20 protein-coding genes are annotated in these 24,739 nt (G+C 64.6%); 5 read left to right on the forward strand and 15 right to left on the reverse strand.

Annotated features, from left to right (window positions below):
- Positions 1–176 precede the first annotated feature (176 nt).
- Genes G3N95_RS14045 through G3N95_RS14055 form a run of 3 tightly spaced genes read right to left on the reverse strand, consistent with a single transcriptional unit; the run spans position 177 to position 6,150 of the window.
- Entirely contained in the window at positions 177–1,694 is a 1,518-nt protein-coding gene (locus tag G3N95_RS14045; RefSeq protein WP_205970638.1) for an efflux transporter outer membrane subunit, read from the reverse strand.
- A 10-nt stretch (positions 1,695–1,704) separates the two neighbouring features.
- Positions 1,705–4,899, reverse strand: a complete 3,195-nt coding sequence (locus G3N95_RS14050; RefSeq protein ID WP_205970640.1) for an efflux RND transporter permease subunit — start codon at positions 4,897–4,899, stop codon at positions 1,705–1,707.
- Positions 4,900–4,917: 18 nt separating this feature from the next.
- Entirely contained in the window at positions 4,918–6,150 is a 1,233-nt protein-coding gene (locus tag G3N95_RS14055) for an efflux RND transporter periplasmic adaptor subunit (protein WP_205970642.1), read from the reverse strand.
- A 427-nt stretch (positions 6,151–6,577) separates the two neighbouring features.
- Between G3N95_RS14055 and G3N95_RS14060 the strand changes: the two genes are divergently transcribed.
- A complete protein-coding gene (locus G3N95_RS14060; protein WP_012399894.1) occupies positions 6,578–7,213 on the forward strand; it encodes a TetR family transcriptional regulator in 636 nt (211 codons plus the stop codon).
- A gap of 88 nt (positions 7,214–7,301) precedes the next feature.
- Here G3N95_RS14060 and G3N95_RS14065 read toward each other — a convergent pair whose 3' ends face one another.
- Entirely contained in the window at positions 7,302–7,931 is a 630-nt protein-coding gene (locus G3N95_RS14065) for a cysteine hydrolase family protein (RefSeq protein ID WP_205970644.1), read from the reverse strand.
- Between the two features lie 147 nt (positions 7,932–8,078).
- Here G3N95_RS14065 and G3N95_RS14070 point away from each other — a divergent pair, with 147 nt between their 5' ends.
- Complete coding sequence (locus G3N95_RS14070) at positions 8,079–9,137, forward strand: helix-turn-helix domain-containing protein (protein ID WP_205970646.1); 1,059 nt, start codon at positions 8,079–8,081, stop codon at positions 9,135–9,137.
- A 66-nt stretch (positions 9,138–9,203) separates the two neighbouring features.
- Here G3N95_RS14070 and G3N95_RS14075 read toward each other — a convergent pair whose 3' ends face one another.
- From G3N95_RS14075 to G3N95_RS14100, 6 genes are all read right to left on the reverse strand, one after another.
- Entirely contained in the window at positions 9,204–9,950 is a 747-nt protein-coding gene (locus G3N95_RS14075) for an SRPBCC domain-containing protein (protein WP_205970648.1), read from the reverse strand.
- Between the two features lie 33 nt (positions 9,951–9,983).
- The gene (locus G3N95_RS14080) at positions 9,984–10,439 is read right to left on the reverse strand and encodes a DUF427 domain-containing protein (RefSeq protein ID WP_241018505.1); all 456 of its coding nucleotides are present in this window, start codon (positions 10,437–10,439) and stop codon (positions 9,984–9,986) included.
- 398 nt (positions 10,440–10,837) lie between these two features.
- Complete coding sequence (locus tag G3N95_RS14085; protein ID WP_205970650.1) at positions 10,838–11,335, reverse strand: carboxypeptidase regulatory-like domain-containing protein; 498 nt, start codon at positions 11,333–11,335, stop codon at positions 10,838–10,840.
- A 240-nt stretch (positions 11,336–11,575) separates the two neighbouring features.
- The gene (locus tag G3N95_RS14090; RefSeq protein WP_205970652.1) at positions 11,576–13,081 is read right to left on the reverse strand and encodes a DegQ family serine endoprotease; all 1,506 of its coding nucleotides are present in this window, start codon (positions 13,079–13,081) and stop codon (positions 11,576–11,578) included.
- 113 nt (positions 13,082–13,194) lie between these two features.
- Positions 13,195–14,496, reverse strand: a complete 1,302-nt coding sequence (locus G3N95_RS14095; protein ID WP_205970653.1) for an ATP-binding protein — start codon at positions 14,494–14,496, stop codon at positions 13,195–13,197.
- 4 nt (positions 14,497–14,500) lie between these two features.
- Positions 14,501–15,163, reverse strand: coding sequence for a response regulator (locus G3N95_RS14100; RefSeq protein ID WP_205970655.1), 663 nt, complete (start codon positions 15,161–15,163; stop codon positions 14,501–14,503).
- Positions 15,164–15,499: 336 nt separating this feature from the next.
- Here G3N95_RS14100 and dacB point away from each other — a divergent pair, with 336 nt between their 5' ends.
- From dacB to G3N95_RS14115, 3 genes are all read left to right on the forward strand, one after another.
- The gene (dacB, locus tag G3N95_RS14105; RefSeq protein WP_205970657.1) at positions 15,500–17,140 is read left to right on the forward strand and encodes a D-alanyl-D-alanine carboxypeptidase/D-alanyl-D-alanine-endopeptidase; all 1,641 of its coding nucleotides are present in this window, start codon (positions 15,500–15,502) and stop codon (positions 17,138–17,140) included.
- 198 nt (positions 17,141–17,338) lie between these two features.
- Positions 17,339–18,259 (forward strand): sterol desaturase family protein, encoded by a 921-nt coding sequence (locus G3N95_RS14110; protein WP_205970659.1) that lies wholly within the window; start codon positions 17,339–17,341, stop codon positions 18,257–18,259.
- A gap of 162 nt (positions 18,260–18,421) precedes the next feature.
- Positions 18,422–19,633: an SGNH/GDSL hydrolase family protein gene (locus G3N95_RS14115; protein WP_205970661.1), complete on the forward strand. Its 1,212-nt coding sequence runs from the start codon at positions 18,422–18,424 to the stop codon at positions 19,631–19,633.
- A 99-nt stretch (positions 19,634–19,732) separates the two neighbouring features.
- Here G3N95_RS14115 and G3N95_RS14120 read toward each other — a convergent pair whose 3' ends face one another.
- From G3N95_RS14120 to fba, 5 genes are all read right to left on the reverse strand, one after another.
- Entirely contained in the window at positions 19,733–20,776 is a 1,044-nt protein-coding gene (locus G3N95_RS14120) for an L-threonylcarbamoyladenylate synthase (RefSeq protein ID WP_205970662.1), read from the reverse strand.
- 12 nt (positions 20,777–20,788) lie between these two features.
- A complete protein-coding gene (locus G3N95_RS14125) occupies positions 20,789–21,997 on the reverse strand; it encodes a 5-(carboxyamino)imidazole ribonucleotide synthase (RefSeq protein ID WP_205970664.1) in 1,209 nt (402 codons plus the stop codon).
- Between the two features lie 74 nt (positions 21,998–22,071).
- Positions 22,072–22,581 (reverse strand): 5-(carboxyamino)imidazole ribonucleotide mutase, encoded by a 510-nt coding sequence (purE, locus tag G3N95_RS14130; RefSeq protein ID WP_205970665.1) that lies wholly within the window; start codon positions 22,579–22,581, stop codon positions 22,072–22,074.
- Between the two features lie 24 nt (positions 22,582–22,605).
- A complete protein-coding gene (locus G3N95_RS14135) occupies positions 22,606–23,496 on the reverse strand; it encodes a phosphoribosylaminoimidazolesuccinocarboxamide synthase (protein WP_205970667.1) in 891 nt (296 codons plus the stop codon).
- Between the two features lie 130 nt (positions 23,497–23,626).
- On the reverse strand, positions 23,627–24,691 hold the full coding sequence (fba, locus tag G3N95_RS14140; RefSeq protein WP_205970668.1) for a class II fructose-bisphosphate aldolase: 1,065 nt from the start codon (positions 24,689–24,691) through the stop codon (positions 23,627–23,629).
- Between the last annotated feature and the right edge of the window lie 48 nt (positions 24,692–24,739).

Below are 24,739 nucleotides of genomic sequence, written 5' to 3' on the forward strand. Positions count from 1 at the left end.
GAATCGTCGACGAGTCGACGATCCGCATTCGATGCTAGCGGTTGAAAACGATCTGGAGAACTGAACTGGCCATCAGGCCAAGGTTTGTAGGACGCGTCGCAAAAAAAAAACGCCACGGCGTGCCGTGGCGTTTTTTGCTGTCAGGAAGGAAGCGACTGTCGCTCGAACCCGGCGTCTCAGCCTGCCGTCGCAGCCGAAGCAGCAACGGGCGCGCTGGCCGCGCCGTAATCGACAGGCGCATCCGCCGGACGCGGCTGATCGCCCGCACGTTCGATCCAGCCGCCGCCGAGCGCCTTGTACAGATCGACGAGGTTCGTCAGACGCTCCATGCGCGCCGTGATCAGCGTCCTCTGCGCGGTGTACAGATCCGTCTGCGCAGTCAGTACGGCGAGATAGCTGTCGACGCCGTTCCGGTAACGCAGATCCGACAGATCGAGTCGGCGCTGCTCCGCGAACGTATTCCGTTCGAGCGCCTGGATCTGCTGATCGTAAGTGCCGCGCGCAGCGAGCCCGTCGGCCACTTCGCGGAACGCGGTCTGTATCGCCTTCTCGTACTGCGCGATCTGGATGTTCTTCTCGACGTTCGCGAGATCGAGGTTCGCCTTGTTCTGACCGCCTTCGAAGATCGGCAGCGTGATCGTCGGCGCGAAGCTCCACGCCGCCGAGCCCGGCTTGAACAGCCCGCCGAGCGACGGACTCAGCGTGCCGAAGCTGCCTGTCAGCGAAACTTTCGGGAAGAACGCCGCGCGCGCCGCGCCGATGTTCGCGTTGGCCGCTAGCAGATTCTGCTCGGCTTCCATGATGTCGGGACGACGCGTGAGCAGATCCGACGGCAGACCGGCGGGAATGTCGGTCAGCAGAGTCTGATCGTTAAGCACGATGCCGCCCGGAAGATCCGACGGCAACGGCTCACCGATCAGCACGACCAGTGCATTCTCCGCCTGTGCGCGCAGACGCGCCTGCGACTGCAGATCCGCCTTGGCCTGTTCGACAACCGTCTCAGACTGACGCAAGTCCAGTTCGGAACCCGTACCCGTGTCGTATTGCAGCTTCGTGATGCGATACGAATCTTGCGCAGTCTTGAGCGTGTTCTCCGTGACCTTCAGCAGATCATCATAGGCGAGCACGGTCATGTACTGATCCGCGACCGAAGCGACCAGCGCGATTTCCGCCGCCTTGCGTGCCTGAGCGGTCGCCAGATATTGCGCGAGCGCCTGGTCCTTCAGGCTGCGAATGCGGCCGAAGAAGTCGATTTCCCACGACGCATTCAAGCCGACCGAATACTCGTTGGAAATCGTATTGCCGAACACGGACAGATCCTTCGGCGTGCGCTGCTTCGTCTGCGATGCAGACGCGTCGAGCGTCGGGAACAGCGCTGCGCGTGCAATCTGATACTGCGCGCGCGACGCCTCGATGTTCAGCACCGACACGCGCAGATCGCGATTGTTCTGCAACGCGATCTCGATCAGACGTTGCAGACGCTGATCGACGAAGAAGTCGCGCCAGCCGATCTCCACCGCCGACTGGCCGTTCGCCGAGCGCGCGCCCGCGCCGGGCGCGGGCTGCGTCGCGTACACGCCGTCGCTCGGGAAGGCGCCCGAAACGGGTGCGGCCGGCTGGTGGTACTTCGGCTCCATCGTGCAGCCCGTGGCGAACAGCGCGACGGCCACTGCCATCAAAGAATATTTATGCATCTCAATGTCCTCAGCTGGCGTTGCCCGGGCCGCTGCCGCCCTGCGGGTCATGCGGATGGTGCTCGTTGTAGTGCTTCATCGCTTCGTCCGGGTCTTCCTTCTCGCCCGTGAACTTCGCGCGAATCACGACGAAGAACATCGGGATCATGAAAATCGCGAGGAAGGTCGCCGTCAACATACCGCCGATCACGCCCGTGCCGATCGCGTGCTGGCTGGCCGAACCCGCGCCGTTGCTGATGGCGAGCGGCAGCACGCCGAGAATGAACGCGAGCGACGTCATCAGGATAGGACGCAACCGCAGACGCGCCGCTTCCAGCGCCGCCTCCACCGGCCCCATCCCTTCACCCTGCTGCAGCTCTCGCGCGAATTCCACGATCAGAATCGCGTTCTTCGCGGACAGACCCACTGTGGTCAGCAGACCGACCTGGAAGAACACGTCGTTTTCCAGCCCGCGCAACGTCGCGGCGAGCAGCGCGCCCAGCACGCCGAGCGGCACCACCATGATCACCGAGAACGGAATCGACCAGCTTTCATACAGCGCGGCAAGACACAGGAACACGACGAGAATCGAGATGCCGTACAGGATCGGCGCCTGCGAACCCGACTGGCGTTCCTGGAACGACAGACCCGTCCATTCGTAGCCGATACCGGCCGGCAGCTTGGCCGCGATCGCTTCCATCGCCGTCATTGCCTGACCCGTCGACTTGCCCGGCGCGGCCTGACCCTGGATTTCCACGGCCGAGATACCGTTATAGCGCTCGAGCTTCGGCGAACCGTACGTCCACTGCCCGCTTGCGAAGGCCGAGAACGGCACCATGCTGCCCGCCGTATTGCGCACGTACCAGTCGCTCAGGTTCTCAGGCGTCATACGGAACGGCGCGTCGGCTTGCAGATACACCTTCTTGATCCGGCTGTCCGTATCGAGGAAGTTGTTCACGTAGGCCGATGCCCATGCGATCGAGAACGTCTGGTCGATGGTCGAGAGGCTCACGCCTTGCGCCGCCGCCTTTTCGTGATCGATCGACACCTTGAACTGAGGCGTGTCGTTCAGACCGTTCGGACGCACCTGCGCGAGCGTCGGATCTTTCGCGGCCATGCCGAGCAGCTGGTTACGCGCCGCCATCAGCTTTTCGTGGCCGAGACCCGCGCGATCCTGCAGCTCGAAGTCGAAGCCCGACGCCGTGCCCAGTTCCGGAATGGACGGCGGATTGACCGGGAACACGACCGCGTTCTTGTAGCCCGCGAAGTGCATGTACATCCGGCCGACCAGCGCCTGAACCTTCTGGTCCGCGTGCTGACGCTCCGCGTAGTCCTTCATCCGCACGAACACGAGACCCGAGTTCTGACCGCGGCCCGCGAAGCTGAAGCCGTTCACCGTGAAGGTCGATTCGACGATCGACTTCTCGTCGTTCAGCAGCCAGTCGGAGATGTCCTTCAGCGCGCGCGCCGTGGTTTCCTGCGTCGAGCCCGACGGCGTCTGCACCAGCACGAACATCGTGCCCTGGTCTTCATCCGGCAGGAACGACTTCGGCAAACGCACGAACAACAGACCCACCGCGACGATCACCACCAGATAGATGATGAGCCAGCGGCCCGAGCGCTTGATCACGTGATGCACGCCCGAGTGATACTTGTCGCGGCTCTTGTCGAAGGTCTTGTTGAACCAGCCGAAGAAGCCCTTCTTCTCTTCGTGATGTCCCTGCGGAATCGGCTTGAGGATCGTCGCGCACAGTGCCGGCGTCAGAATCAACGCGACCAGCACGGACAGCACCATCGCCGCGACGATGGTCAGCGAAAACTGACGATAGATCGCGCCGACGGAACCGCCCGAGAACGCGACGGGCACGAACACCGCCGACAGCACGAGCGCCACGCCGATCAGCGCGCCCGTGATCTGGTCCATCGCCTTGCGGGTTGCCTCTTTAGGCGACAGCCCTTCCTCGGACATCACCCGCTCGACGTTCTCCACGACCACGATCGCATCGTCCACCAACAGGCCGATCGCGAGTACGAGACCGAACATCGACAGCACGTTGATCGAGAAGCCGACCGCGCTCATGATCGCGAACGTGCCCAGCAGCACCACGGGCACCGCGATCGTCGGGATCAAGGTGGCGCGCAGGTTCTGCAGGAACAGGTACATGACCAGGAACACCAGCACGATACCTTCGAGCAGCGTCTTGACCACTTCCTCGATCGACAGGCGCACGAACGGCGTCGTGTCGTACGGATACTTCACGACCAGACCGTGCGGGAAGTACTTCGACAGCTGGTCGATCTTGTCGCGCACGGCCTTCGCCGTCGCCAGCGCATTCGCGCCCGTCGCCAGCTGGATACCGAAGCCCGCCGTCGGCTGACCGTTGTACTTGGTGTCGAAGTTGTAGTTTTCGCCGCCCAGCTCGATCCGCGCGACGTCCTTGATGCGCACCTGCGAGCCGTCCTGGTTCACCTTCAGCAGCACGTTGCCGAACTGCTCGGGTGTGGTCAGCAGCGTCGCTTCGCTGATCGTGGCCTGCAGCAGCTGGCCCGGAATCGACGGCGTGCCGCCGAGCGAGCCGCCCGCCACCTGGACGTTCTGCGCCTGCAACGCCGTTTCGACGTCGACGGGCGTGAGGCCGAAGTTGGTCAGCTTGTGCGCGTCGAGCCAGATCCGCATCGCGTACTGCGAGCCGAACAGCGTGACGGTACCCACGCCGTCGATACGGCTGACAGGATCCTGCACGTTCGACGCGACGTAGTTCGCGAGGTCGTACTTGGTCATGCTGCCGTCCGTCGACACGAACGCCATCACCAGCAGGAAGCTGCTGCTCGACTTCGTCACCTTCGTGCCGAGCTGCTGCACCACCTGCGGCAACAGCGGCGTCGCGAGCTGCAGCTTGTTTTGCACCTGCACCTGCGCGATGTCCGGGTTCGTGCCGGCCGCGAACGTCAGCGTGATCGTGGCCGTGCCCGAGTCGTCCGAAGTCGACGACAGGTACAGCAGGTGGTCGAGACCGCTCATCTGCTGCTCGATCACCTGCGTGACGGTGTTTTCAACCGTTTTTGCCGATGCGCCCGGATACGTCGCGCTGATCTGCACGGCAGGCGGCGCAATCGTCGGATATTGCGCGACCGGCAGCGTGAAGATCGACGCCAGACCCGCCAGCATCAGAATGATGGCGATCACCCAAGCAAAGATCGGGCGATCGATAAAAAACTTTGCCATGAAACAGGCTCCCCTTGATTACGCGCCCGATGCTGCGGAGGCCGCGGCCGCGCCGCTTGCAGCGGGCGCGCCCGGCGCAGCCGCCGCGCTTGCGTCCGAAGCTGCGCCCGGCGGCGGCAGTTGCGCCGCCACGCCCTTCGCCTGCGCGCCCGGTTTGATCTTGTCGACACCGTTCACGATCACGCGATCGCCCGCATTCAGGCCGCCTTCGACCACCCAGTACTGACCGTAAGTGGACGTAGCCTGCAGCGTGCGCAGCTCGACCTTGTCGTCCTTGTTCAGCACCAGCGCCGTCGGCTGGCCCTTCTGGTCGTGCGTGACGCCGATCTGCGGCACCAGCAGCGCGTTTTCGTTGACGCCTTCCTCGATGCGCGCGCGCACGAACATGCCCGGCAGCAGCACGTGATCCTTGTTCGCGAAGATCGCGCGGATCGTCACGGAGCCCGTGGTCTGATCGACGGTGACGTCGGTGAACTGCAGCTTGCCCTTCTCCGAATAGACGCGGCCGTCTTCGAGCACCAGCTCGACCTGCGCGGCATTCGGGCCGTTGGTCTTCAGGCGGCCTGCCTGGATTTCGCGGCGCAGCTTCAGGCCGGCGAGGCTCGACTGCGTGACGTCCACATAGACGGGGTCGAGCTGCTGCACGGTCGACATCAGTGTCGCCTGGCTCGCCTGCACGTACGCGCCCGGCGTGACCTGCGAAATGCCGACCTGGCCTGTCACAGGCGAAACGACGTCCGTGTAGCCGAGGTTGATCTGCGCGGTGTCGACGGCGGCCTTGCCCGCTGCGACGTCGGCGGCCGCCTGACCTTCGGCGGCCACGGCGTTGTCGTAGTCCTGCTTCGACACGGCGTTCGCCGCCACCAGCACCTTATAGCGGTTCGCTTGCGCGGTGGTCGACGCGAGATTCGCCTGCGCCTTGGCAAGCGATGCCTTCGCGTTGTTCAGCGTGGCGATGTACGGCGCCGGGTCGATCTTGTACAGACGCTGGCCGGCCTTGACCTGCGTGCCTTCCGTGAATTCGCGGCGCAGCACGATGCCGTCGACCCGCGCGCGCACCTGCGCGACGAGGAATGCATTGGTGCGGCCCGGCAATTCGGTGACGACGGGCACGGCTTGCGGCTGGACCGTGACGACACCGACTTCAGGCGTTTGAGGCGGAGGTGCTGATTGTTTTTGTCCGCACGCTGCCAGCATTACGGCAGCCGTCGCGGCAGTGAGTAAGCGGAATGGAACCCGTTCGACGCGCATGGAGCGACCTCTGTCAAAGACTGAGAAGGAAAAAGTGCGTGCATCTCTCTCCGGAGAAGGCTTGTGCACATTGGCATCTCAACGACGCCGTGACCGGACGCTCACGAATGCTTTTCCTGCGGGTGCACCCATTGCGAAATGCGCCAAACCGGGAAATGCCGCACCGCGCTGCCCATTCTTTGAGACAGCGCAAAAGTGCATGGAAATACAACAGTGACGGATATTAACCGTTCACTCCAACATGAGCCATCCGATCGATGGGGTGCTATTATATATACATTCATGAATGCACGTAAAAGTGCGTTCAACCCCAAAGAAGGCCTTCCCCCGAAAGATCAGCCAAGCATTAACGTGCACGTGAAATGATCTTTATCAGGCGCGTTTAAAAACGTCAGGGGAAACCCCGTATCCACCGCAGGTCACAAGAATGGTCCGTCGAACCAAGGAAGAAGCGCAGGAGACGCGCACCCGCATCCTCGATGCAGCCGAGCAGGTTTTTTCCGAGAAAGGGGTGTCGCGTACGTCGCTGGCCGACATTGCGCAGACGGCGGGCGTCACGCGCGGCGCGATCTACTGGCACTTCGCCAACAAGGGCGAGCTCTTCACGGAAATGTTCGACCGCGTGCTGCTGCCGCTCGACGAACTGAAAGCCGCTTCCGTCGACCCGAACGAGGCCGATCCGCTCGGCCGCCTCATCGAAATCTGCACGGTCTGTCTGCGCGACACGGCGAACGACCCGCACCGCCGCCGCGTGTTCGACATCCTGTTCCACAAGTGCGAGTTCGTCGAAGAAATGGGGCCCGTGATGGCGCGCTATCAGAACACGATGCGCGAGGGCCTGACGAACATCCAGACGTGTATGCGCAACGCGATCTCCAAAGGGCAACTGCCCGCGGACATGAATGTGCCCGTGGCCGCGTCGATGGTGCACGCGTTCATCAGCGGATCGTTGAAGGACATGCTGTTCGTACCGGAAGTGCTGGACTTCGGCCGGCATGCGCGGCAGATGGTCGAGAGCATGATCGATGCGCTGCGCAGTCCGGCACTGCGCATGGGCGCCTGACTTCGCTTCTTCGTTAGCTGCGGCTCTTTGCTGACCGCTTGCACGCGTCGAATGGGCGCCGGCAAGCCAGGCGCCCTTCCAACTTCACTCACGCCGCGGTCTTCCCGCGCGCCTTCTGATTCGACGTATAGATCGAGCCGCGTTCCAGCTGCCCGCCCGACTCCACGGCCGCCACCCATTGCTGCGTGCTCGCGACCGCCGCGAAGCGCGACTGCAAGACGACACTGAACACCCGATGGATCTCTTCGGCGCTGGCAAAGCCCGCACTGTTCTCATAGGGCACCGAACCCGTCGCGTCGTGCAGAAACTCGACGGCAAGACCCATGTGCAAGGCGTGAACGATCGTCGACGCGTCGCAGTTATGCGTCATGTAGCCGACCACCGTGAGCGTGTCGATCTCATGCGCGGCGAGCCAGCCGGCCAGATCGGTGTTTGTGAACGCGCTCGGCAGCGCTTTCTCGACGTAGTGATCGCGTTCGCGCGACGCGACCACGGCATGCAGCTCAGCGCCTTCGCTGCCGCGCGCAAAGATCGGCGAGCCCGCCGGCGCGAAGTTCTGCACGACGACGACGGGAATCTGTGCGGCGCGCGCCGTATCGATTGCCCGGCCGATGTTCGGCAGCGACGTCTGCACGTCGGGGTATTCGATCGGCAGGTCGCCCGTGACGTACTCGTTCTGCACATCGATGACGATCAGGGCGCGGCGTGGCGTCGGCATGACAACTCTCCTTGATAGTTAGGACCGGCGGCTGACGTTGCAGCCGGGATGTGCGCATTGTTCGCTTTCCGCCCGTCGCACGACAGTGACCCGAATGACAATTTTCGCTAGGATCGGGCCATTCGCCATATCGAACGGGAGGCCGCGATGGCCCACTCCGCTGCAAAGTCGATCCAACATCCTGTCGAACGGCCCGCGTCCGATGCGAGTGCCCGTCAGCAACAGGACGCCGCGAGCCGCGCCGCGCGAAGGCAGGCGCACACCGTCGCGGCCATCGCCTTCGACGGCATCAGCCCGTTCCATCTATCCGTTCCGTGCGTCGTGTTCGGCGAGGACCGCAGCGACGGCGGCGTACTCGGCTTCGAGTTCCGCGTGTGCTCGATCGACGCCGGCCCGCTGTCGACCACCGCGGGCTTTTCGATCGCCGCGCCGCACGGGCTCGACGCGCTCGCCGACGCCGACACGATCATCGTGCCCACCTGGCGCGATCCCGATGAAGCCCCGCCCGCCGCGCTGCTCGACGCACTGCGCGCGGCGCACGCACGCGGCGCGCGGCTGGTCGGCCTGTGTCTCGGCGCCTATGTGCTCGCCGCCGCGGGTCTCCTCGACGGACGCCCGGCGACGACGCACTGGGCGTGGGCCGCCGACTTCGCCCGGCGCTTTCCGAACGTGCAGGTCGATCCGCAAGTGCTGTATGTCGACGACGGCGACATCCTCACGTCGGCGGGCACGGCGGCTGGGCTCGATTGCTGCCTGCATGTGGTGCGCAAGCTGTGCGGCGCGCAGAGCGCGAACTACATCGCGCGGCGTCTGGTGGTGCCGCCGCATCGCCAGGGCGGTCAGGCGCAGTACGTGCAGCAGCCGATGCCGCGGGACGTCCGCGGCAACCGTCTGTCCGCCTTGCTCGACTGGGTGAACGGTGCGCTGGACGCGCCGCACACACTCGATTCGCTTGCCGCTCGCGCCGCGATGAGCCGCCGCACGTTCACGCGGCATTTCAAGGCGGCGACGGGCACGACGGTGAGCGCCTGGCTGCTGACGCAACGGCTTGCACGCGCGCAGCAACTGCTCGAAGGCACGGACGAGCCGATCGAGTCGATTGCGGGTATGGCGGGATTCGGCTCGACGGCGTCGCTGCGTCAGCATTTCACTGACGCGTTCAGGACGTCGCCGTCCGCGTGGCGGCGGGAATTTCGTGGCGTGTGATGCTTGTGACGCGCGGCGACAGCAGCGCGATGAGGACGGCCGGGCTCGTACCCGGCCCGACGCCTGTCAGCCCTGAGTAAAGTATCGCGCAACGTAAAGCAGCAACGCGACGAAGAAGATCATCACCGCCCACGCCCAGTGCGGCAGCACGTGCGGGTCGTGCTCGTGATGCAGGCCGTGCAGCAGCGAGTGCGCGGCGCGGCCTGTTAGCGTGCCGCCGTGCTGCTGATCATGCAACCGCGCACGGCGCGCGACGCCGCTCAGGCTGATCGGCCGCAGGAACACATGCTGCCGACGCCCCTGCGTACCCGTCGCGCGGTTCGGGCCTTTGCCGTGCTTCGCCTGCACGACGGCGCAGAACTCCGTGAAGAAGTCATCGGCGAGTTCGTGCAGCGCGTTTTCGATCTGGCGCGCGGGGAGTTGCGCAAGCGGTCCCGTCGAGGTCGCCCACACCGAATAGTCGATGCGTGTGCTCGGACCGCGGCCCGGCAGATGGAGGTGATCGTCGGTACGCAATGACACGTCGATTTGCCCGCGCAGCGAGCCGACGCCCTCGGCGCGCGCCTTGAAGTTCAGCGTGCGATGCGGCTTCGCGCTCATCGCGCCGTCCTCGCTCGCGACGTGCGCGCGTATGTGATAGTGCGCGCGCAGCGGCCCGAGCGGCACCGTCATCGTCAGCAGATATTCACCGCCCTGGAGTCGACGCAACGACTCGCAATTGTCGAGACTCGCGCGCAGCAGCGCGAGATCCTGCAGCGCGTCCCAGACTTCGGACGGCGCCAGCGGCACTCTCAATGCGTCGTTCAATTCCATGACAGCCTCCCCGAAGAACGCGCGACTGCGGGATCAGGACGTCTGATCGATGCGGTCGACACTCGATGCGCTAAACGCAACATACCCAGCTATCTGCTTCACTCGCTCCAAAGGGTTTTCGTAGCTCCAGACTGCGTTCTCGATCGTCTCGTCTTCCGTATGCAGATGGAAGTACGACGCTTCACCCTTGAACGGGCAATGCGACATATGGGTCGATCTGATGAGCCGCGCCATGTTCACGTCGGCGCGGGGGAAATAAAACACGTCGGCACAACCGGTTTCGCTCAGGGTGAGTCCGGTGTGCGTATCCGCGAACGTCACGCCCTGATGGATCACGCGCACCCGATGCTGGTTGGCCGTAATGGTAATCGTATGGCTCGCTTCTTCGCTCCCGCTGTGCGCTGGCGCACCGCCGGACGCAACGCCGCCGTGTCTGGCATTGCCGCTGTCCGCGTCTTCGGCGCTTGCGCCTGATGGGGCATCGTTCATGTCGTCCGCTCCGCTGCTGGCACGTGCGTGCACGCTCCGATCGGCCGCCCGGCTGGATCGCCAGCCCGGCATTCGTGGCACGCGCCGCTTCGTTGTGATTCTGCGATGCGCGTCTCCCTCGGTCGCCCGGCGTCGGCTTCGAATGCAAAAGCCACGGAGCGTGTCCGTGGCTTCATTATTGACCAAACGCGCCGCACTTGCGCGCCCTTAGTGGGACATCGGGTCTCTACGGATTGCAGCGCGTTTCTTCACGGATTGCCGAGGCGCGCCGTGGCCGTTCTCCCTGAAACGCGGGCCGTGCGCCGGCTGCCGGGCGCGTTCCTGTTGCCCTTCGCCGACGCCGGCCCGCGCCTGCCGTTCCTTGCCCGCTCAAGTTGCGAGCGAGACGCCAGGCAGGCTTACTGCGTACCCCAGTAGAAGCCCGCCTTCGCCGTGCCCTTCGCCGGGATGGTGACGGGCTTCGACTGATCGTTGTCCTTGTAGGCGGCGTGCACGGTGTAGCGGCCGGGGCGCAGTCTGACAAGCATATAAGGTCCGCGCGACGTGGTATCCAGCACGCTGCCGCCGTGCGCATCGACGATCTTGACCTTCACGTCCGCGAGATAGTCCGAGCCGGGCCCCGTGAAGCGCAGCGACAGCGGCCACTGACTTTGTGCGGCAAGCAGCGCCTTCGATTCGTCGAGGCCGACGCCGCCCGACGTGTACGACACGTCGCCCTGTTGCTGCACTTGCGGCAGGCCGCCGCCGTTGACGTTGCCCGCGCTGGTGCTGTCGGCGGTGGTGCCGCCCGTGACTTCGCTCGCCTGCTGCGCATATGCGCCGCCCGTCAGACCGAGCGTGAGAACGGTCGCAGCCGCAGCCGAGACGGCGCGGGCGACGATGCGACGATGAATCATTGCGTGGCTCCTTAAGGGCGAACTCGAACAGTCCTGATCGACTCAGCACACGCAATCTGTATGCCCGTAGCGCACGCATCGCTGCGCGGCCCGGCGCGGCCCCGTAATTCGGGCCTGTACGAAAAATGGCGGCTCGCCCGGACAGGAAGCGAACCGCCACTTTTTCCACGGCCGGCAGCTTTTACCGGACGCCGCCTGGTGACGCCATCCGGTGCTGCCGCTATTCCCGTCTCAGTCGAATCACCCGAGATCGACCGGCACGAAGATCTGCGAGTTGTCGCGCTGGATCAGCAGCGCGATGCTGTTGCCCGCTCCCGATACCGCCTGCTTCAACTGGTCGACGCTCGACACCGCCCGTCCGTTGACGGCCAGAATCACATCGCCAGGCTGGATACCGGCGCTGGCTGCCGCGCCGCTCGCGTCCTGCACCAGCAGACCATGCGACACGGATGCGCCGCTCTTCTCCTGCGGCGTGAGCGGACGCACGGCGACGCCGAGGCGGCTTTGCATCTGCGCGGGCCCGCCGTCGGCGTTCGCAGCCGCCTTCACATCCGACAGCGAGCCGATCGTCACTTTCAGATCTTTCGTCGACTTGTCGCGCCATACCTGAACGTCGGCTTGCGTGCCCGGCTTGATACCGGCGATCTGCGACGGCAATGCCGACGAGTCCGCCACATCGACACCGTCCACCGACAGGATCACGTCGCCCGGCTGCAGGCCTGCCTTCGCGGCCGGACCGCCCGGATCGACGGAGCTGACGAGCGCGCCTTGCGGCTTCTTCATACCGAACGAATCCGCGAGCGTCTGGTTCACGCTCTGCACGGCGACGCCAAGGCGGCCGCGGCTCACGTGGCCCGTCTTCACGAGATCGTCCTTGACCTTGATCGCCTCATTGATCGGGATGGCGAACGAAAGGCCCTGGAAGCCGCCCGTCTGCGAATAGATCATCGAGTTGATGCCGATCACTTCGCCTTGCAGATTGAACAGCGGGCCGCCCGAATTACCCGGATTCACGGGCACGTCCGTCTGGATGAACGGCGTGTAGTTTTCGTCCGGCAGCGAGCGCGATTTCGCGCTGATGATGCCCGACGTCACCGTGTTGTCGAAGCCGTACGGCGAACCGATCGCGACGACCCACTGTCCGACCTTGCTCTGGCGCGGATCGCCGATCTTCACGGTCGGCAGATCCTTCGCGTCGATCTTCAGGACTGCGACGTCCGACTGCTTGTCGGCGCCCACTACTTTCGCCTTGTACTCGCGCTTGTCGGTGAGCTTCACGGTGACGACGTTCGCGCCGTCGACGACGTGCGCATTGGTCAGCACATAACCATCGCTGCTGACGATGAAGCCCGACCCAAGGCTCGCGCTCGGACGGTCGCCGCCGTCGTCACCGCCGCCATTGGGGCCGCCCGGCATCTGGCCGAAGAAGTGACGGTAGAACTGATAGAACGGATCGCTCGGGTCGATGGGCAACTGGCCGCTGTTATTGCCGCCGCGCATCGCCGTCTGCTTCACGACATGCTTCGCGCTGATGTTCACGACAGCGGGACCATACGTTTCGACGAGCCCCGAGAAGTCGGGGATACCCGTTTTGGCCGCTGCTTCGGCGGGCATCATCGCCGCGGCGACTGCGGGGGTGATCACCGCGGGCGCCGGGACGTTGCGGTGGCCGGCCACATAGCCCGCCGACAAAGCGATGACGACGGCCGCCGCGACGGCGCTACGGGTCAGCATGTTTGCTTTCATCGTGTACTCCTGATTGGGAGAGTTGACTCTTTGATGAATCGAAGAGTACGTGGCATCTCTTAAATCAGTCTTAAACAACGCAACCGCGATGAAAGCCTTGCTGGAAGGGAGATTCAGAAGCGCACGCTGACCAGCAAACCGCCCGAGGCGGAGTCGTCGAGCGTGACGTTCGCGTGATGCTGGAGCGCGATGCGGCGCACGATCGCAAGGCCGAGGCCGCTGCCCGACACGTCGGTGCGAGCGCGGTTCGCCCCGGCGCCAACGCGGTAGAAACGGTCGAACACGCGAGTGCGCTCGTCAGGCGGAATGCCGGGACCACTGTCGCCGATCTCCACGACGGGTCGGCCGTTGTCGACGCGCAGGCAAACGTCGACGCGCCCGCCTTCCGGCGTGTATTTGGTTGCGTTGTCGATCAGGTTGTTGAGCATCACGCGCAGCGCTTCCATGTCGCCCGCGACGCTCGCGGGCTCGCTCGCCTCGATGCCGAGATCGACGCCGCGCTTCTGCGCGAGCGGCAGATACGCGGTCACGCAATCGTGCACGAGCGCGTTGAGGTCGACTGTGCCCGTGGCCGCGTGTCCGTCCGGTTCGGAACGCGCGAGCGCGAGCAGCTGCTCGGCGAGACGCGTCGCGCGCGTGACGCCCGCCTGCAGATCGCGCAGCGCTTCGCTGCGCTCGGCTTCGTCGTGCGCGCGCGCCACCAGTTGCGACTGGATCTGCACGGCTGCAAGCGGCGTGCGCAGTTCGTGCGCGGCGTCGGCGACAAAGGCCTTTTGCGTATCGAGCGCGACGGCAAGCCGTTCGAGCAGGCCGTTCAACGCCCGCACGAGCGGCTGCACTTCAAGGGGCAGACGCGAGTCGGGCAACGGATCGAGCGCTTCGGGATGACGCGTGTCGAGCGCGCCCGTCACGCGCCGCAGCGGCGCGAGCCCGCGTCCGACCACGCCCCACACGGCCACGCCCAGCAGCGGCAGCAGCACGATCAGCGGCCACAGCGTACGCAGCGCGACGTTCGCGGCGAGCCGGTTGCGCACCGACAGCGGCTGCGCCAGCTGTACGACGTTGTCGCCGACGATCGCGCCATACACGCGCCAGTCGCCGCGCTCCGTGCGCTCCGTCGAAAAGCCCAGTTCGGCGCGCGGCGCGAGCGGCGCGCGCGGATGTGAGTAATACATCAGCACGCCGTTGCGATTCCAGATTTGCAGCACGATGCCTTCGTCGCCCGTATCGCGCGAGCTGAGCACCTGCGAAAACGGCTCGGCGGGCAGCGCGGCGGCGATTTCCTGCAACTGGTAATCGAACAGTTCGTTGGCTTCGGCGAGCGCCTGGCGGTAGATCAGCCAGCCCGCGATGCCGACGCCGAGCAACACGATGGCGAGCAGCCAGAAAAGCAGTTGACGGCGAATCGAACGCATCGTGTCAGGCTTCCTTCGCGATCATGTAACCAAGACCGCGCACGTTGCGGATCAATTCCGCGCCGAGCTTCTTGCGCAGCGCGTGAATATAGACTTCGACGGTATTGCTGCCGATCTCCTCGCCCCAGCCGTACATCTTTTCTTCGAGCTGGCTCTTCGACAGCACCGCGCCCGGCCGCGCGAGCAATGCGGCGAGCAGCGCGAACTCGCGCGCGGACAGCGCGACGGGCGCGCCGTCGAGCGTCACCTGATGCGACGCCGGATCGAGCGTGAGATTGCCGTGGCGAATGGTCGAGTCGCTCCGTCCCGACTGGCGGCGGATCAGCGCGCGCATCCGCGCGCCGAGCTCGTCGAGATCGAACGGCTTGACGAGGTAATCGTCGGCGCCCGCGTCGAGCCCCTTGACGCGATCCGCGACGGCGTCGCGCGCGGTGACGATCAGCACGGGCAACTGATGACCGCGCGTGCGCAGCGTGCGCAGCACGTCGAGACCGTCGCGCTTCGGCAGGCCGAGATCGAGCAGCACCAGATCGTACGGCTGGCCCTCGACCGCGTTCAACGCGGACTCGCCGTCCTGCACCCAGTCGACCGCGAAGCCTTCGCCGCGTAGCGCCTTGCGCACGCCTTCGGCGATCATCCGGTCGTCTTCAACGAGAAGTATGCGCATCGCTATTCATCCGTCCCGGCCATGTGTTTTCGATGCCAGCATTCTAGCGCCCGAGCCCTCGTTCGATCTTTCATGGATGCCGGCTGCATATCGGCCGAATGTGAAACCGCGTTACACGTGACGCACACGAAACACACGCCATCATTTTTTTCGCGACGTCATCGCAACTCTCTACAATGAGCGCTTTTGCACGGCGCGGCCGGCCTCGTCGCTGGACATTGCCCGCCTCGCCTTGCGCTTGCAATTGCCTTTCCGCGCAGACCGTATCGGGCTGCCGTGACTGTGCGCGGCAACGCCGTCCGACGACGCGCCGCAATTTCGCCGATTTCTCCGTACATGCCGCTCGCCTTCGTTTCACTTGCTTCGTCGTATGCCCGCTCGCTCGGACGCCGTTTCGCGACGCCCACACCGAGTCCTCTCGCCGCTTCGCGCGCTGCCGCCGTGCTGTTCGCGTGCGCGGCGCTCGCGGTCGCCGCACCCGCCGAAGCGCGCAAGAAAGCGCAACAACCCGCCGTCAGCGTCAGCACCGTGTTGCCACCCGCCGTGATGGCAGGCCTGCAGCGCGCGCACGTGCCGCTGTCGTCCATCAGCGTGGTGGTCGAAAAGGTCGGCGACCGCACACCCGTGCTCGCGCTCAACGCCGGCAAGCCGATGATGCCCGCGTCGACGATGAAGCTCGTCACCACCTATTCCGGCCTGTCGATACTCGGCCCGGACTACCGCTGGAAGACGACGGCCTATGCGCAAGGCAACATCGACGGCAACGGCGTGCTGCACGGCAATCTTTACATCCAGGGCACGGGCGATCCGAAGCTGGTGCCGGAAGAGCTGATCGATCTCGTCCAGAAGATTCACAAGGCGGGCATCACGGGCATCGACGGCGCGCTCGTGCTCGACAAGCGCTTCTTCGATCCGTCGACACGCGATCTGCCCGCCTTCGACGACGACGCCAACGCGCCGTACAACGTCGGTCCCGATCCGCTGCTGTACGCGTTCAAGTCGCTGTCGTTCACCATGTCGCCGTCCGACGACGGCAAGGTTCAGATCGACGTGCTGCCTGCCCTCGCGCAACTGCAGATCGACAACGAACTGCACGCGACGCGCGGCCCGTGCCGCGGCGAACTCGTCACGCCCGCCGTCACGCCCGCCGCGAACGGCGTGGTCAATGCATCGTTCATCGGCGACTATCCGCTGCGCTGCGGCGAGCGCACCGTCAACGTAGCCGTGCTCGATCACACGGCGTTCTTCGCGGGCGGCTTCCTTGCGCTGTGGCAGCAGACAGGCGGCACCTTCAACGGCACGACGCGCGAAGGACCCGTGCCCATCGACGCAAAACTCGTCGCCACGCATCAGGGGCCGATGCTGTCGGACATCGTTCACGACATCAACAAGTTCAGCAACAACACGATGGCGCGCAACCTGTTCCTGACGATCGGCGCCGTGATGAACCGGCCGCCCGCGACGCCTGCGAAGTCGGCGGAGGCGATCGAATCGTTCCTGCATCGCAGCGCGATGCCGATGGAATACCTGAGCCTCGACAACGGCTCGGGCCTGTCGCGCGACGAGCACATCACCGCGCTCGCGCTCGCCGATCTGTTGCAAAGCGCGAACGCGAGCCCCGTTGCGCAGGTGTTCGTCGATTCGCTGCCCGTCGTCGGCGTGGACGGCACGATGCGCAACCGGCTGACCGCGAAGCCCGTCAACGGCAACGCGCACATCAAGACGGGCACGCTGCGCGACGTGCGCGCAATCGCAGGCTATGTCGCATCCGCCGATGGGCAGAGCTATGTCGTCGTGAGTCTGATCAACGATCCGCATGCGGAGGCCGCGCGCGCCGCACACGACGAACTGCTCGAATGGGTCTATCAAGGTCCTTCCACATTGCTCGCGAGCACGGCCAACGCGGAAGCCTCCGATGCCGCGCAAGAGCCCCACCGCAAAATCCGGAAAAACCCTCAGCGCCGCGGCGCCCACTGAGGATTCCTTCTATTGAAGCGGTGCGCCGTGCGCCGCTTCGCGTTGTACGCTGTCGGGCAGTATCGAACCAGGCGCAGACAAACATGCATGGTGGCGCGAGCAACAGGCGCCATCGGTAGAACAGCGCCGCATTCAAACAATAAAGACAATGCCGGCTTCCCTCGAGGAAGCCGCAGGGACCCTCGGAGGGAGACGTCAATGCAATTCGATGCCGAATTGCTTCTGCTCGGCATGGCGCCCATCTTTCTTGCGTGCATTGGCTGGGAAGCGTGGCACGCGCGGCGCACACATCCCGAAGCGCATAGGTACAGCTGGCGCGACACCGCGTGCAACACCGCGCTCGCGCTGATGCACCAGTGCGCCGACAAGCTCGCATGGCTGTTCGTGATTCCCGTCTATGCGTATTGCTACACGCACTACCGCCTGTTCGACTGGCGTGCGGGATGGCTATCGTTCGTCGTGCTGTTCGTCGCGCAGGATCTGCTCTATTACGCGTTTCACCGCTGCAGCCATCGCGTGCGCTGGCTGTGGGCCGCGCATGTCGTGCATCACTCGTCGGAGCGCATGAACTTCTCGACGGCGTTTCGCCAGAGCCTCATGTATCCCGTCGCGGGCATGTGGCTGTTCTGGATTCCGCTGGCGTTTCTCGGCTTTCCACCGAAGCAGATCGTCGGCATCGTGCTGATCAATCTGGCGTTTCAATTCTTCGTGCATACGCAGTCGGTCGGCAAACTCGGCTGGCTCGAATACGTGCTGAACACGCCGTCGATCCATCGCGTGCATCACGCGCGCAACGACCGTTATATCGACCGCAACTATGCGGGCGTGCTGGTGATCTGGGACAGGCTGTTCGGCAGCTATGTCGCCGAGGATCCTGTCGAGCCGCCTGTGTACGGGATCGTCGAGCCGCTGCACACCTATAACCCGCTGAAGGCGACGTTTCATGAGTGGGTGTCGATGGCACAGGACGTCGTGCGCGTGCGCGGCTGGCGCAACCGGTTCAGCGCCCTGTTCGCGCCGCCTGCATGGGCCGTGCAGTATCACGCGAGCCTGAGCGGCGCTCGCGATACGCATGAGGCTGTGGAGCGCGGCGAACACAACAACAACGCAGCCATTTGAACGGCGCGACGCAGTCAAAAAACAAAAACAGGCAGCAAAAAAGAAGCAAGCAGGGAAGGTGTTGCAGGCTGCCGCCCGATCCACTCGACGGGCGCGACCTGCAAGGAATGGCGCACGAGACACATCGCTCGAAGCCAGTACATACGAGGAGATAAGGACTTTATGATGCAAGCATCAAACAATACTGGCGTCGTGCATTTCGTGCGCGCGGCGCGGATCGCCGTCGCATGCGCGGCATTCGCGACGCTCGTCGCTTGCGGGGGCGGCGGAAGCAGCAACAACAATAGCAGCGCGAGCAGCACGCCGGCGGGCGGGGTCAAGCTGCAGGTGGTGTCGTTCGGGGACAGCCTGTCGGACGTCGGCACGTACTCGCCTGTGATCACGGCGAGCTTCGGCGGCGGTCGCTTCACGACGAACCCCGGCGAAGTGTGGACGCAGAAGATCGCCGAATACTACGGCGACACGCTGACGCCGGCGTACGTGGGAGGCTTCGGCAAAGCGCTCGTCGCAAACGGCGGCATGGGCTACGCGCAGGGCGGCTCCGACGTATCGCGCACCGACGGCAACGGCTACGCGCCGAACAGCATGGCGGCAACGACGTGGCCGGTCACCAAGCAGGTCCAGCAGTATCTGACCGATCACGGCAGCTTCAATTCGAATCAGCTCGTGCTGATCAACGGCGGCGCCAACGACATCCTGCAGAACCTGTCCGCGATGCTGACGTCGATCCAGACGCAGGTCGCGCAACTGACCGACCCGACCCAGGCGCCCCTCGTCGTCCAGTCCGTTGCTGCGAGCACGGTCGGGCCGATGGCGCAGACGCTCGCGACGCAGATCGGCACGGTCCTCGCAAGCGGCGCGACCCATGTGGTCGTGATGGATGTGCCCGATATCGGCAAGACACCGCTCGCCACGAGCCTCGCAACGCAGCTCGGCTCGACGCAGATTCCGACGCTGATCTCGGGCATCGTCGCGACGTATAACGGCGTGCTGCAGAAGGCGCTGGCGGCCGGCGGCCTGACGAGCAAGGTGGTCTACGTGTCGACCAGCGACTGGCTCACGCCGCTGCTCGCCAATCCGGCGGCGCAAGGCTTCAGCAACACGACGGGCACGGCCTGCAACATCACGCAGATGGCCACGAATGCAACGGCTTACGCGACCGCGAACCCTTCCGTGCTGACGGGCGGCATGACGGCGGCGCAGTATGGCCAGCAATTCGCATCGTCGCTGTTCTGCTCGCCGAATACGCTGACGGTCGCAGGCGCGGACCAGTCGTATGTGTTCGCCGACACGATCCACCCGACAACGCATGCGCACGCTGCATTCGCGACACTCGTCGAAGGCAAGATCGCGGCGTCGGGTCTGGGCAAGTAAGCGCTCTGCCCGGCTTGTTCCGGTGTATTCCGATGTTAAAAAGCCCGGCTCTCGCGAGTCGGGCTTTTTGTTTTTCAGGTGTCGGCTTCTACGATCGTGTCAGGCTTCGTTCGCCTCGAACGCCGCCGCTGCACGCCCCAGCCTGTCATTGACGGCGATCCATTCGATGGTATCGGGGAGCTTCTCGATCAGAATGCGCGACACGTTCGCCCGATCCAGCGCGCGCAGCAAACCATAGAGATCGCGCGCATACAGATGCGGATCTTCCGGCGCGGCGACGAAATGCACGCCCTCTGCTTCCGCCCACCGCCCGGCACGCGACGCACGCGCGACCAGCGCCACGCGCTCACCGGGAGCGCGCGCGGTCAGCAGTGGCTCTAGCACGTCGAACGGCAACAAAGCGAGCGGCGTGCGCGGCGCATAGTGCGCTTTCAGCGTGCCAGATGCACGCGGCGCGCTCGCATCCGAACCATCGGGCAAACGCGGCATTTCGCCGAGCACGTCGGCGATGTCTTGCGGCGTGACATGGCCCGGCCGCAGCAACGCAGGAAAACCACGCGACAGATCGACGATGGTCGACTCGATGCCCACGTCGGAGGATCCGCCGTCGAGCACGTGAATCGCATCGCCGAACTCGTCGCGCACATGTTGTGCCGTGGTCGGGCTGACGTGACCGAAGCGATTCGCCGACGGCGCCGCCACGCCGCCATGGCCATTGCGCAACGCGCTGAATGCCGCGAGCAGTGACTGCGCGACAGGATGCGACGGGCAACGCAATCCGACGGAATCCTGACCACCGCTCACTGCTGCCGGAATATGCGCGGCACGTTTAAGAATCAACGTAAGCGGACCCGGCCAGAACGCGTCAATCAGGCGCTGCGCATCGGACGGCAACTGCGCGACCCAGTAGTTCGGGTCGCCGCCCGGCGCCAGATGGACGATCACCGGATGATTCGCCGGCCTGCCCTTCGCGGCATAAATGCGCGCGACTGCATCAGGACTTTCGGCGTCGCCGCCTAGTCCATACACGGTCTCTGTAGGAAACGCGACGAGTTGTCCTGCATCGAGCAGCGCTGCTGCGTGCGCGATTTCGTCGGCGCCGACGCTCGACGCCACGACAGCAGGTTTCGTTTGATCCGGCATCGGGGCTCGTGCTCAGTTCGTCGGGATATGCAGCAGACGCGCACAATCGCGCGCCGCAGAACGCGCATGCTCGAGCGTCGCGGCCGTGAAGTTCACGTGACCCATCTTGCGACCGGGCCGCGCTTCTTCCTTGCCATACAGATGCAGACGCGCTTCCGGCATCGCGGCGACTTCGTGCCACGGTGGCGTGACGGCGGCCGTTGGTCTGTCGCCCTTCGCGTTGGCCGGGAACCACACGTCGCCGAGGATGTTCAGCATCACGGCAGGCGAATGCTGGCGCGTGTCGCCGAGCGGCATGCCCGTCATCGCGCGCACCTGCTGTTCGAACTGGCTCGTCGCACAGGCGTCGACCGTGTAGTGGCCGGAGTTGTGCGGACGCGGCGCCATTTCGTTCGCGACCAGCGTGCCGTCTTCGAGAATGAAGAACTCCACGCACAGCACGCCGACATAACCGAGCTTGTCCGCGATCTGCAGCGCGGCCTGCTGCGCCTGCTCGACGAGCGTCGCGTTCGCGTCAGGCGCGGGCACGATGGTGTGCGACAGCACGCCATTGCGATGTGTGTTCTGCGCAAGCGGATAGACAGCCGAGCAACCCATCGCACCGCGCGCGATCAGCGCCGACACTTCGAACTTCAGCGGCAGACGCTTTTCGAGCACGCACGCGACGCCACCTAGCGACGCATACGCTGCGCGCGCTTCGGCGGCGTTGCCCACGCGCACCTGGCCCTTGCCGTCGTAGCCCATGCGCGCCGTCTTCAGAATGCCGGGCAGCACGGCTTCGAGCGCGGCGTCATTCAGCTCAGCCAGCGAATCCGGCGATTCGATCACGACATGCGGCGCAACCGGCACGCCCGACGAAGCGATGAAGCGCTTCTCCGCAATGCGGTCTTGCGCGACGGCGACGCAGCGCCCCGCGGGACTGACGAACGTCGTGCGCGCGAGGAAATCGAGGCTCGCGGACGGGACGTTTTCGAACTCGGTCGACACCGCCGCGCACAGGCGCGCAAGTTCGGTGAGGGCCGCTTCATCGTCGTAGGCGGCACGCAGATGGCGATCGGCGACAGCGCCCGCCGGACTGGTTTCGTCCGGATCGAGCACGGCAACGCGATAGCCCATCGCCTGCGCGGCAAAGCAGAACATGCGGCCGAGCTGGCCGCCACCAACCATGCCGAGCCATGCGCCGGGCATAATCGGTGAAACCGGAGTGTTGTCTGGATTCATCTTGGTGGTCGGTCGCGGCCGACGTGAGAGTCGGCCGGGTGAGACATCGAACGGCGAAGCGGCACCGCTGCGCGTTACAGCGGCGGCAGCGTCATCGCGTGAGCCGCCTGGTTCTGGCGCACGCGGAACGCAGCGAGCTTCTCCGCATATTCCGGCGATGTGCCGGACAGCAACGACACGGCGAACAGCGCCGCATTCGCCGCGCCTGCTTCGCCGATCGCGAACGTCGCGACGGGCACGCCCTTCGGCATCTGCACGATCGAATGCAACGAATCGACGCCCTTCAGATACTTGCTCGCGACGGGCACGCCCAGCACGGGCACCGTCGTCTTCGCGGCGAGCATGCCCGGCAGATGCGCCGCGCCGCCCGCGCCCGCGATGATCGCGCGGATGCCGCGCTCGCGCGCGCTTTCAGCATAGGCGAACATCTCGTCCGGCATGCGGTGCGCGGACACGACCTTCGCTTCGTACGGCACGCCGAATTCCTGCAGGATCGCGACCGCGTTCTTCATCACTTCCCAGTCGGAGCTGGAACCCATCAGCACGCCGACGACGGGCGCGCTGTGCGTGTGTGCTTCACTCATGTTGTCTTTCCGTATGCGTGGCGCTCAGTCGAGCTTCTGTCCCGTGAGGCGTTCGAGCGCTTCCTGATACTTTTCGGCCGTCTTCGTGACGACTTCGTCGGGCAGCTTCGGCGCGGGCGGCTCTTTCTTCCACGGCTGGGTTTCGAGCCAGTCGCGCACGAACTGCTTGTCGAACGACGGCGGGTTGGTGCCGACCTGGTACTGATCCGCCGGCCAGAAGCGCGACGAGTCTGCCGTCAGCGCTTCGTCCATCAGATACAGCTTGCCGTGCTCGTCCAGACCGAATTCGAACTTCGTGTCGGCGATGATGATGCCGCGGGTCGCCGCATAGTCTGCCGCTTCCTTGTACAGACGGATGGAGATGTCGCGGATCGTCGCCGACAGTTCGGTGCCGATGCGGCGCTCCATCTCTTCATACGTGATGTTTTCGTCGTGGTGGCCCATCTCGGCCTTGGCTGCCGGCGTGAAGATCGGCTCGGGCAGCTTCTGCGCATTCTGCAGGCCTTCGGGCAGTTGCACACCGCACACGGCGCCCGTTGCCTGATAGTCCTTCCAGCCGCTGCCGGCCAGATAACCGCGCACCACGGCTTCGACGAGAATCGGCTCGAGGCGCTTCACGACCACCCCGCGTCCCTTCACCTGCTCGACTTCGTCCGGCGCGACGACCGTTTCGGGCGCGACGCCCGTCAAATGATTCGGCACGACGTGCTTGAGCTTGTCGAACCAGAAGTTCGCCATCTGGTTCAGCACGCGACCCTTGTCCGGAATCGGCTCGCCCATGATGACGTCGAAGGCGGACAGACGGTCCGTCGTGACGATCAGCAACTGGTCGTTGCCCACCGCGTAGTTGTCGCGGACCTTGCCGCGGCCGAGCAGCGGCAGCGAGCGGAGCGTGGATTCGTAGAGGGTAGACATCGTCGTGATTCGCAAAAATGGGGCTGAAAAACGGCCCGGAACAAAAGGGAAACGCCGTTCCCCGGATCATGCGGGAACGGCGATCTGACGACAACCTGACCGGATGGCCAGGCGCGTGCGCATCGACTGCTTAGCGAACGACCTGCGCGAGTTCGCCCGCCTTGTACTTCTCAGCGATCTTGTCCAGCGAGATCGGCTTGATCGTCGACGCCTGGCCTTCGCAACCGAACGCCAGGTAACGGTCCACGCAGACCTTCTTCGCGGCTTCGCGAGCCGGCTTCAGGTAGTCGCGCGGATCGAACTTCGACGGATTCTCCGCCAGATAGCGGCGGATCGCGCCCGTGATGGCCAGACGCAGATCGGTGTCGATGTTGATCTTGCGCACGCCATGCTTGATGCCGATCTGGATTTCCTCGACGGGCACGCCGTAGGTTTCCTTCATGTCGCCGCCGAATTCGCGGATCTCCGCCAGCAGTTCCTGCGGCACCGACGACGAACCGTGCATCACCAGGTGCGTATTCGGAATGCGCTCGTGAATCTCGCGAATGCGCTGGATCGACAGGATATCGCCCGTCGGCTTCTTCGAGAACTTGTACGCGCCGTGCGACGTGCCGATTGCAATGGCGAGTGCGTCGCACTGCGTGAGCTTCACGAAGTCCGCTGCCTGCTCGACGTCGGTCAGCAGCTGCTCGCGCGTCATCGTGCCTTCCGCGCCGTGGCCGTCTTCCTTGTCGCCCTTCATCGTTTCCAGCGAACCGAGCACGCCCAGTTCCGCTTCAACCGTCACGCCGATCGAATGCGCCGCTTCAACCACCTTGCGCGACACATCGACGTTGTACTCGTACGACGCCACCGTCTTGCCGTCGGCTTCGAGCGAACCGTCCATCATCACGCTCGTGAAGCCGCTGCGGATCGCGGCCATGCAGACTGCCGGCGACTGGCCGTGGTCCTGGTGCATCACGACGGGAATGTGCGGATACGACTCGATGGCCGCTTCGATCAGATGGCGCAGGAACGGCTCGCCCGCGTACTTACGCGCGCCTGCCGAAGCCTGCATGATCACAGGCGCATTGACCTGATCCGCTGCCGCCATGATGGCCTGCACCTGCTCCAGGTTGTTCACGTTGAATGCCGGAAGGCCATAACCGTTTTCGGCGGCATGGTCCAGCAGTTGACGCATTGATACGAGAGGCATTGATTTACTCCATAGATTGAAACGAAATCTGTGCCGACGGCATCTATT

This window comes from Paraburkholderia sp. Tr-20389, from assembly GCF_017104565.1.
Taxonomy (GTDB): Bacteria; Pseudomonadota; Gammaproteobacteria; order Burkholderiales; family Burkholderiaceae; genus Paraburkholderia.

Excerpts from the sequence above, each read along its gene's own strand:
- G3N95_RS14090 (WP_205970652.1), bottom strand. The coding sequence starts at position 13,081 with ATGAAAGCAAACATGCTGACCCGTAGCGCCGTCGCGGCGGCCGTCGTC.
- G3N95_RS14125 (WP_205970664.1), bottom strand. The coding sequence starts at position 21,997 with ATGAATCCAGACAACACTCCGGTTTCACCGATTATGCCCGGCGCATGG.
- G3N95_RS14050 (WP_205970640.1), bottom strand. The coding sequence starts at position 4,899 with ATGGCAAAGTTTTTTATCGATCGCCCGATCTTTGCTTGGGTGATCGCC.
- G3N95_RS14060 (WP_012399894.1), top strand. The coding sequence starts at position 6,578 with ATGGTCCGTCGAACCAAGGAAGAAGCGCAGGAGACGCGCACCCGCATC.
- G3N95_RS14070 (WP_205970646.1), top strand. The coding sequence starts at position 8,079 with ATGGCCCACTCCGCTGCAAAGTCGATCCAACATCCTGTCGAACGGCCC.
- fba (WP_205970668.1), bottom strand. The coding sequence starts at position 24,691 with ATGCCTCTCGTATCAATGCGTCAACTGCTGGACCATGCCGCCGAAAAC.
- G3N95_RS14115 (WP_205970661.1), top strand. The coding sequence starts at position 18,422 with ATGATGCAAGCATCAAACAATACTGGCGTCGTGCATTTCGTGCGCGCG.
- G3N95_RS14075 (WP_205970648.1), bottom strand. The coding sequence starts at position 9,950 with ATGGAATTGAACGACGCATTGAGAGTGCCGCTGGCGCCGTCCGAAGTC.
- G3N95_RS14135 (WP_205970667.1), bottom strand. The coding sequence starts at position 23,496 with ATGTCTACCCTCTACGAATCCACGCTCCGCTCGCTGCCGCTGCTCGGC.
- G3N95_RS14080 (WP_241018505.1), bottom strand. The coding sequence starts at position 10,439 with ATGAACGATGCCCCATCAGGCGCAAGCGCCGAAGACGCGGACAGCGGC.
- purE (WP_205970665.1), bottom strand. The coding sequence starts at position 22,581 with ATGAGTGAAGCACACACGCACAGCGCGCCCGTCGTCGGCGTGCTGATG.
- G3N95_RS14100 (WP_205970655.1), bottom strand. The coding sequence starts at position 15,163 with ATGCGCATACTTCTCGTTGAAGACGACCGGATGATCGCCGAAGGCGTG.
- G3N95_RS14120 (WP_205970662.1), bottom strand. The coding sequence starts at position 20,776 with ATGCCGGATCAAACGAAACCTGCTGTCGTGGCGTCGAGCGTCGGCGCC.
- G3N95_RS14085 (WP_205970650.1), bottom strand. The coding sequence starts at position 11,335 with ATGATTCATCGTCGCATCGTCGCCCGCGCCGTCTCGGCTGCGGCTGCG.
- G3N95_RS14045 (WP_205970638.1), bottom strand. The coding sequence starts at position 1,694 with ATGCATAAATATTCTTTGATGGCAGTGGCCGTCGCGCTGTTCGCCACG.
- dacB (WP_205970657.1), top strand. The coding sequence starts at position 15,500 with ATGCCGCTCGCCTTCGTTTCACTTGCTTCGTCGTATGCCCGCTCGCTC.
- G3N95_RS14065 (WP_205970644.1), bottom strand. The coding sequence starts at position 7,931 with ATGCCGACGCCACGCCGCGCCCTGATCGTCATCGATGTGCAGAACGAG.
- G3N95_RS14110 (WP_205970659.1), top strand. The coding sequence starts at position 17,339 with ATGCAATTCGATGCCGAATTGCTTCTGCTCGGCATGGCGCCCATCTTT.
- G3N95_RS14095 (WP_205970653.1), bottom strand. The coding sequence starts at position 14,496 with ATGCGTTCGATTCGCCGTCAACTGCTTTTCTGGCTGCTCGCCATCGTG.
- G3N95_RS14055 (WP_205970642.1), bottom strand. The coding sequence starts at position 6,150 with ATGCGCGTCGAACGGGTTCCATTCCGCTTACTCACTGCCGCGACGGCT.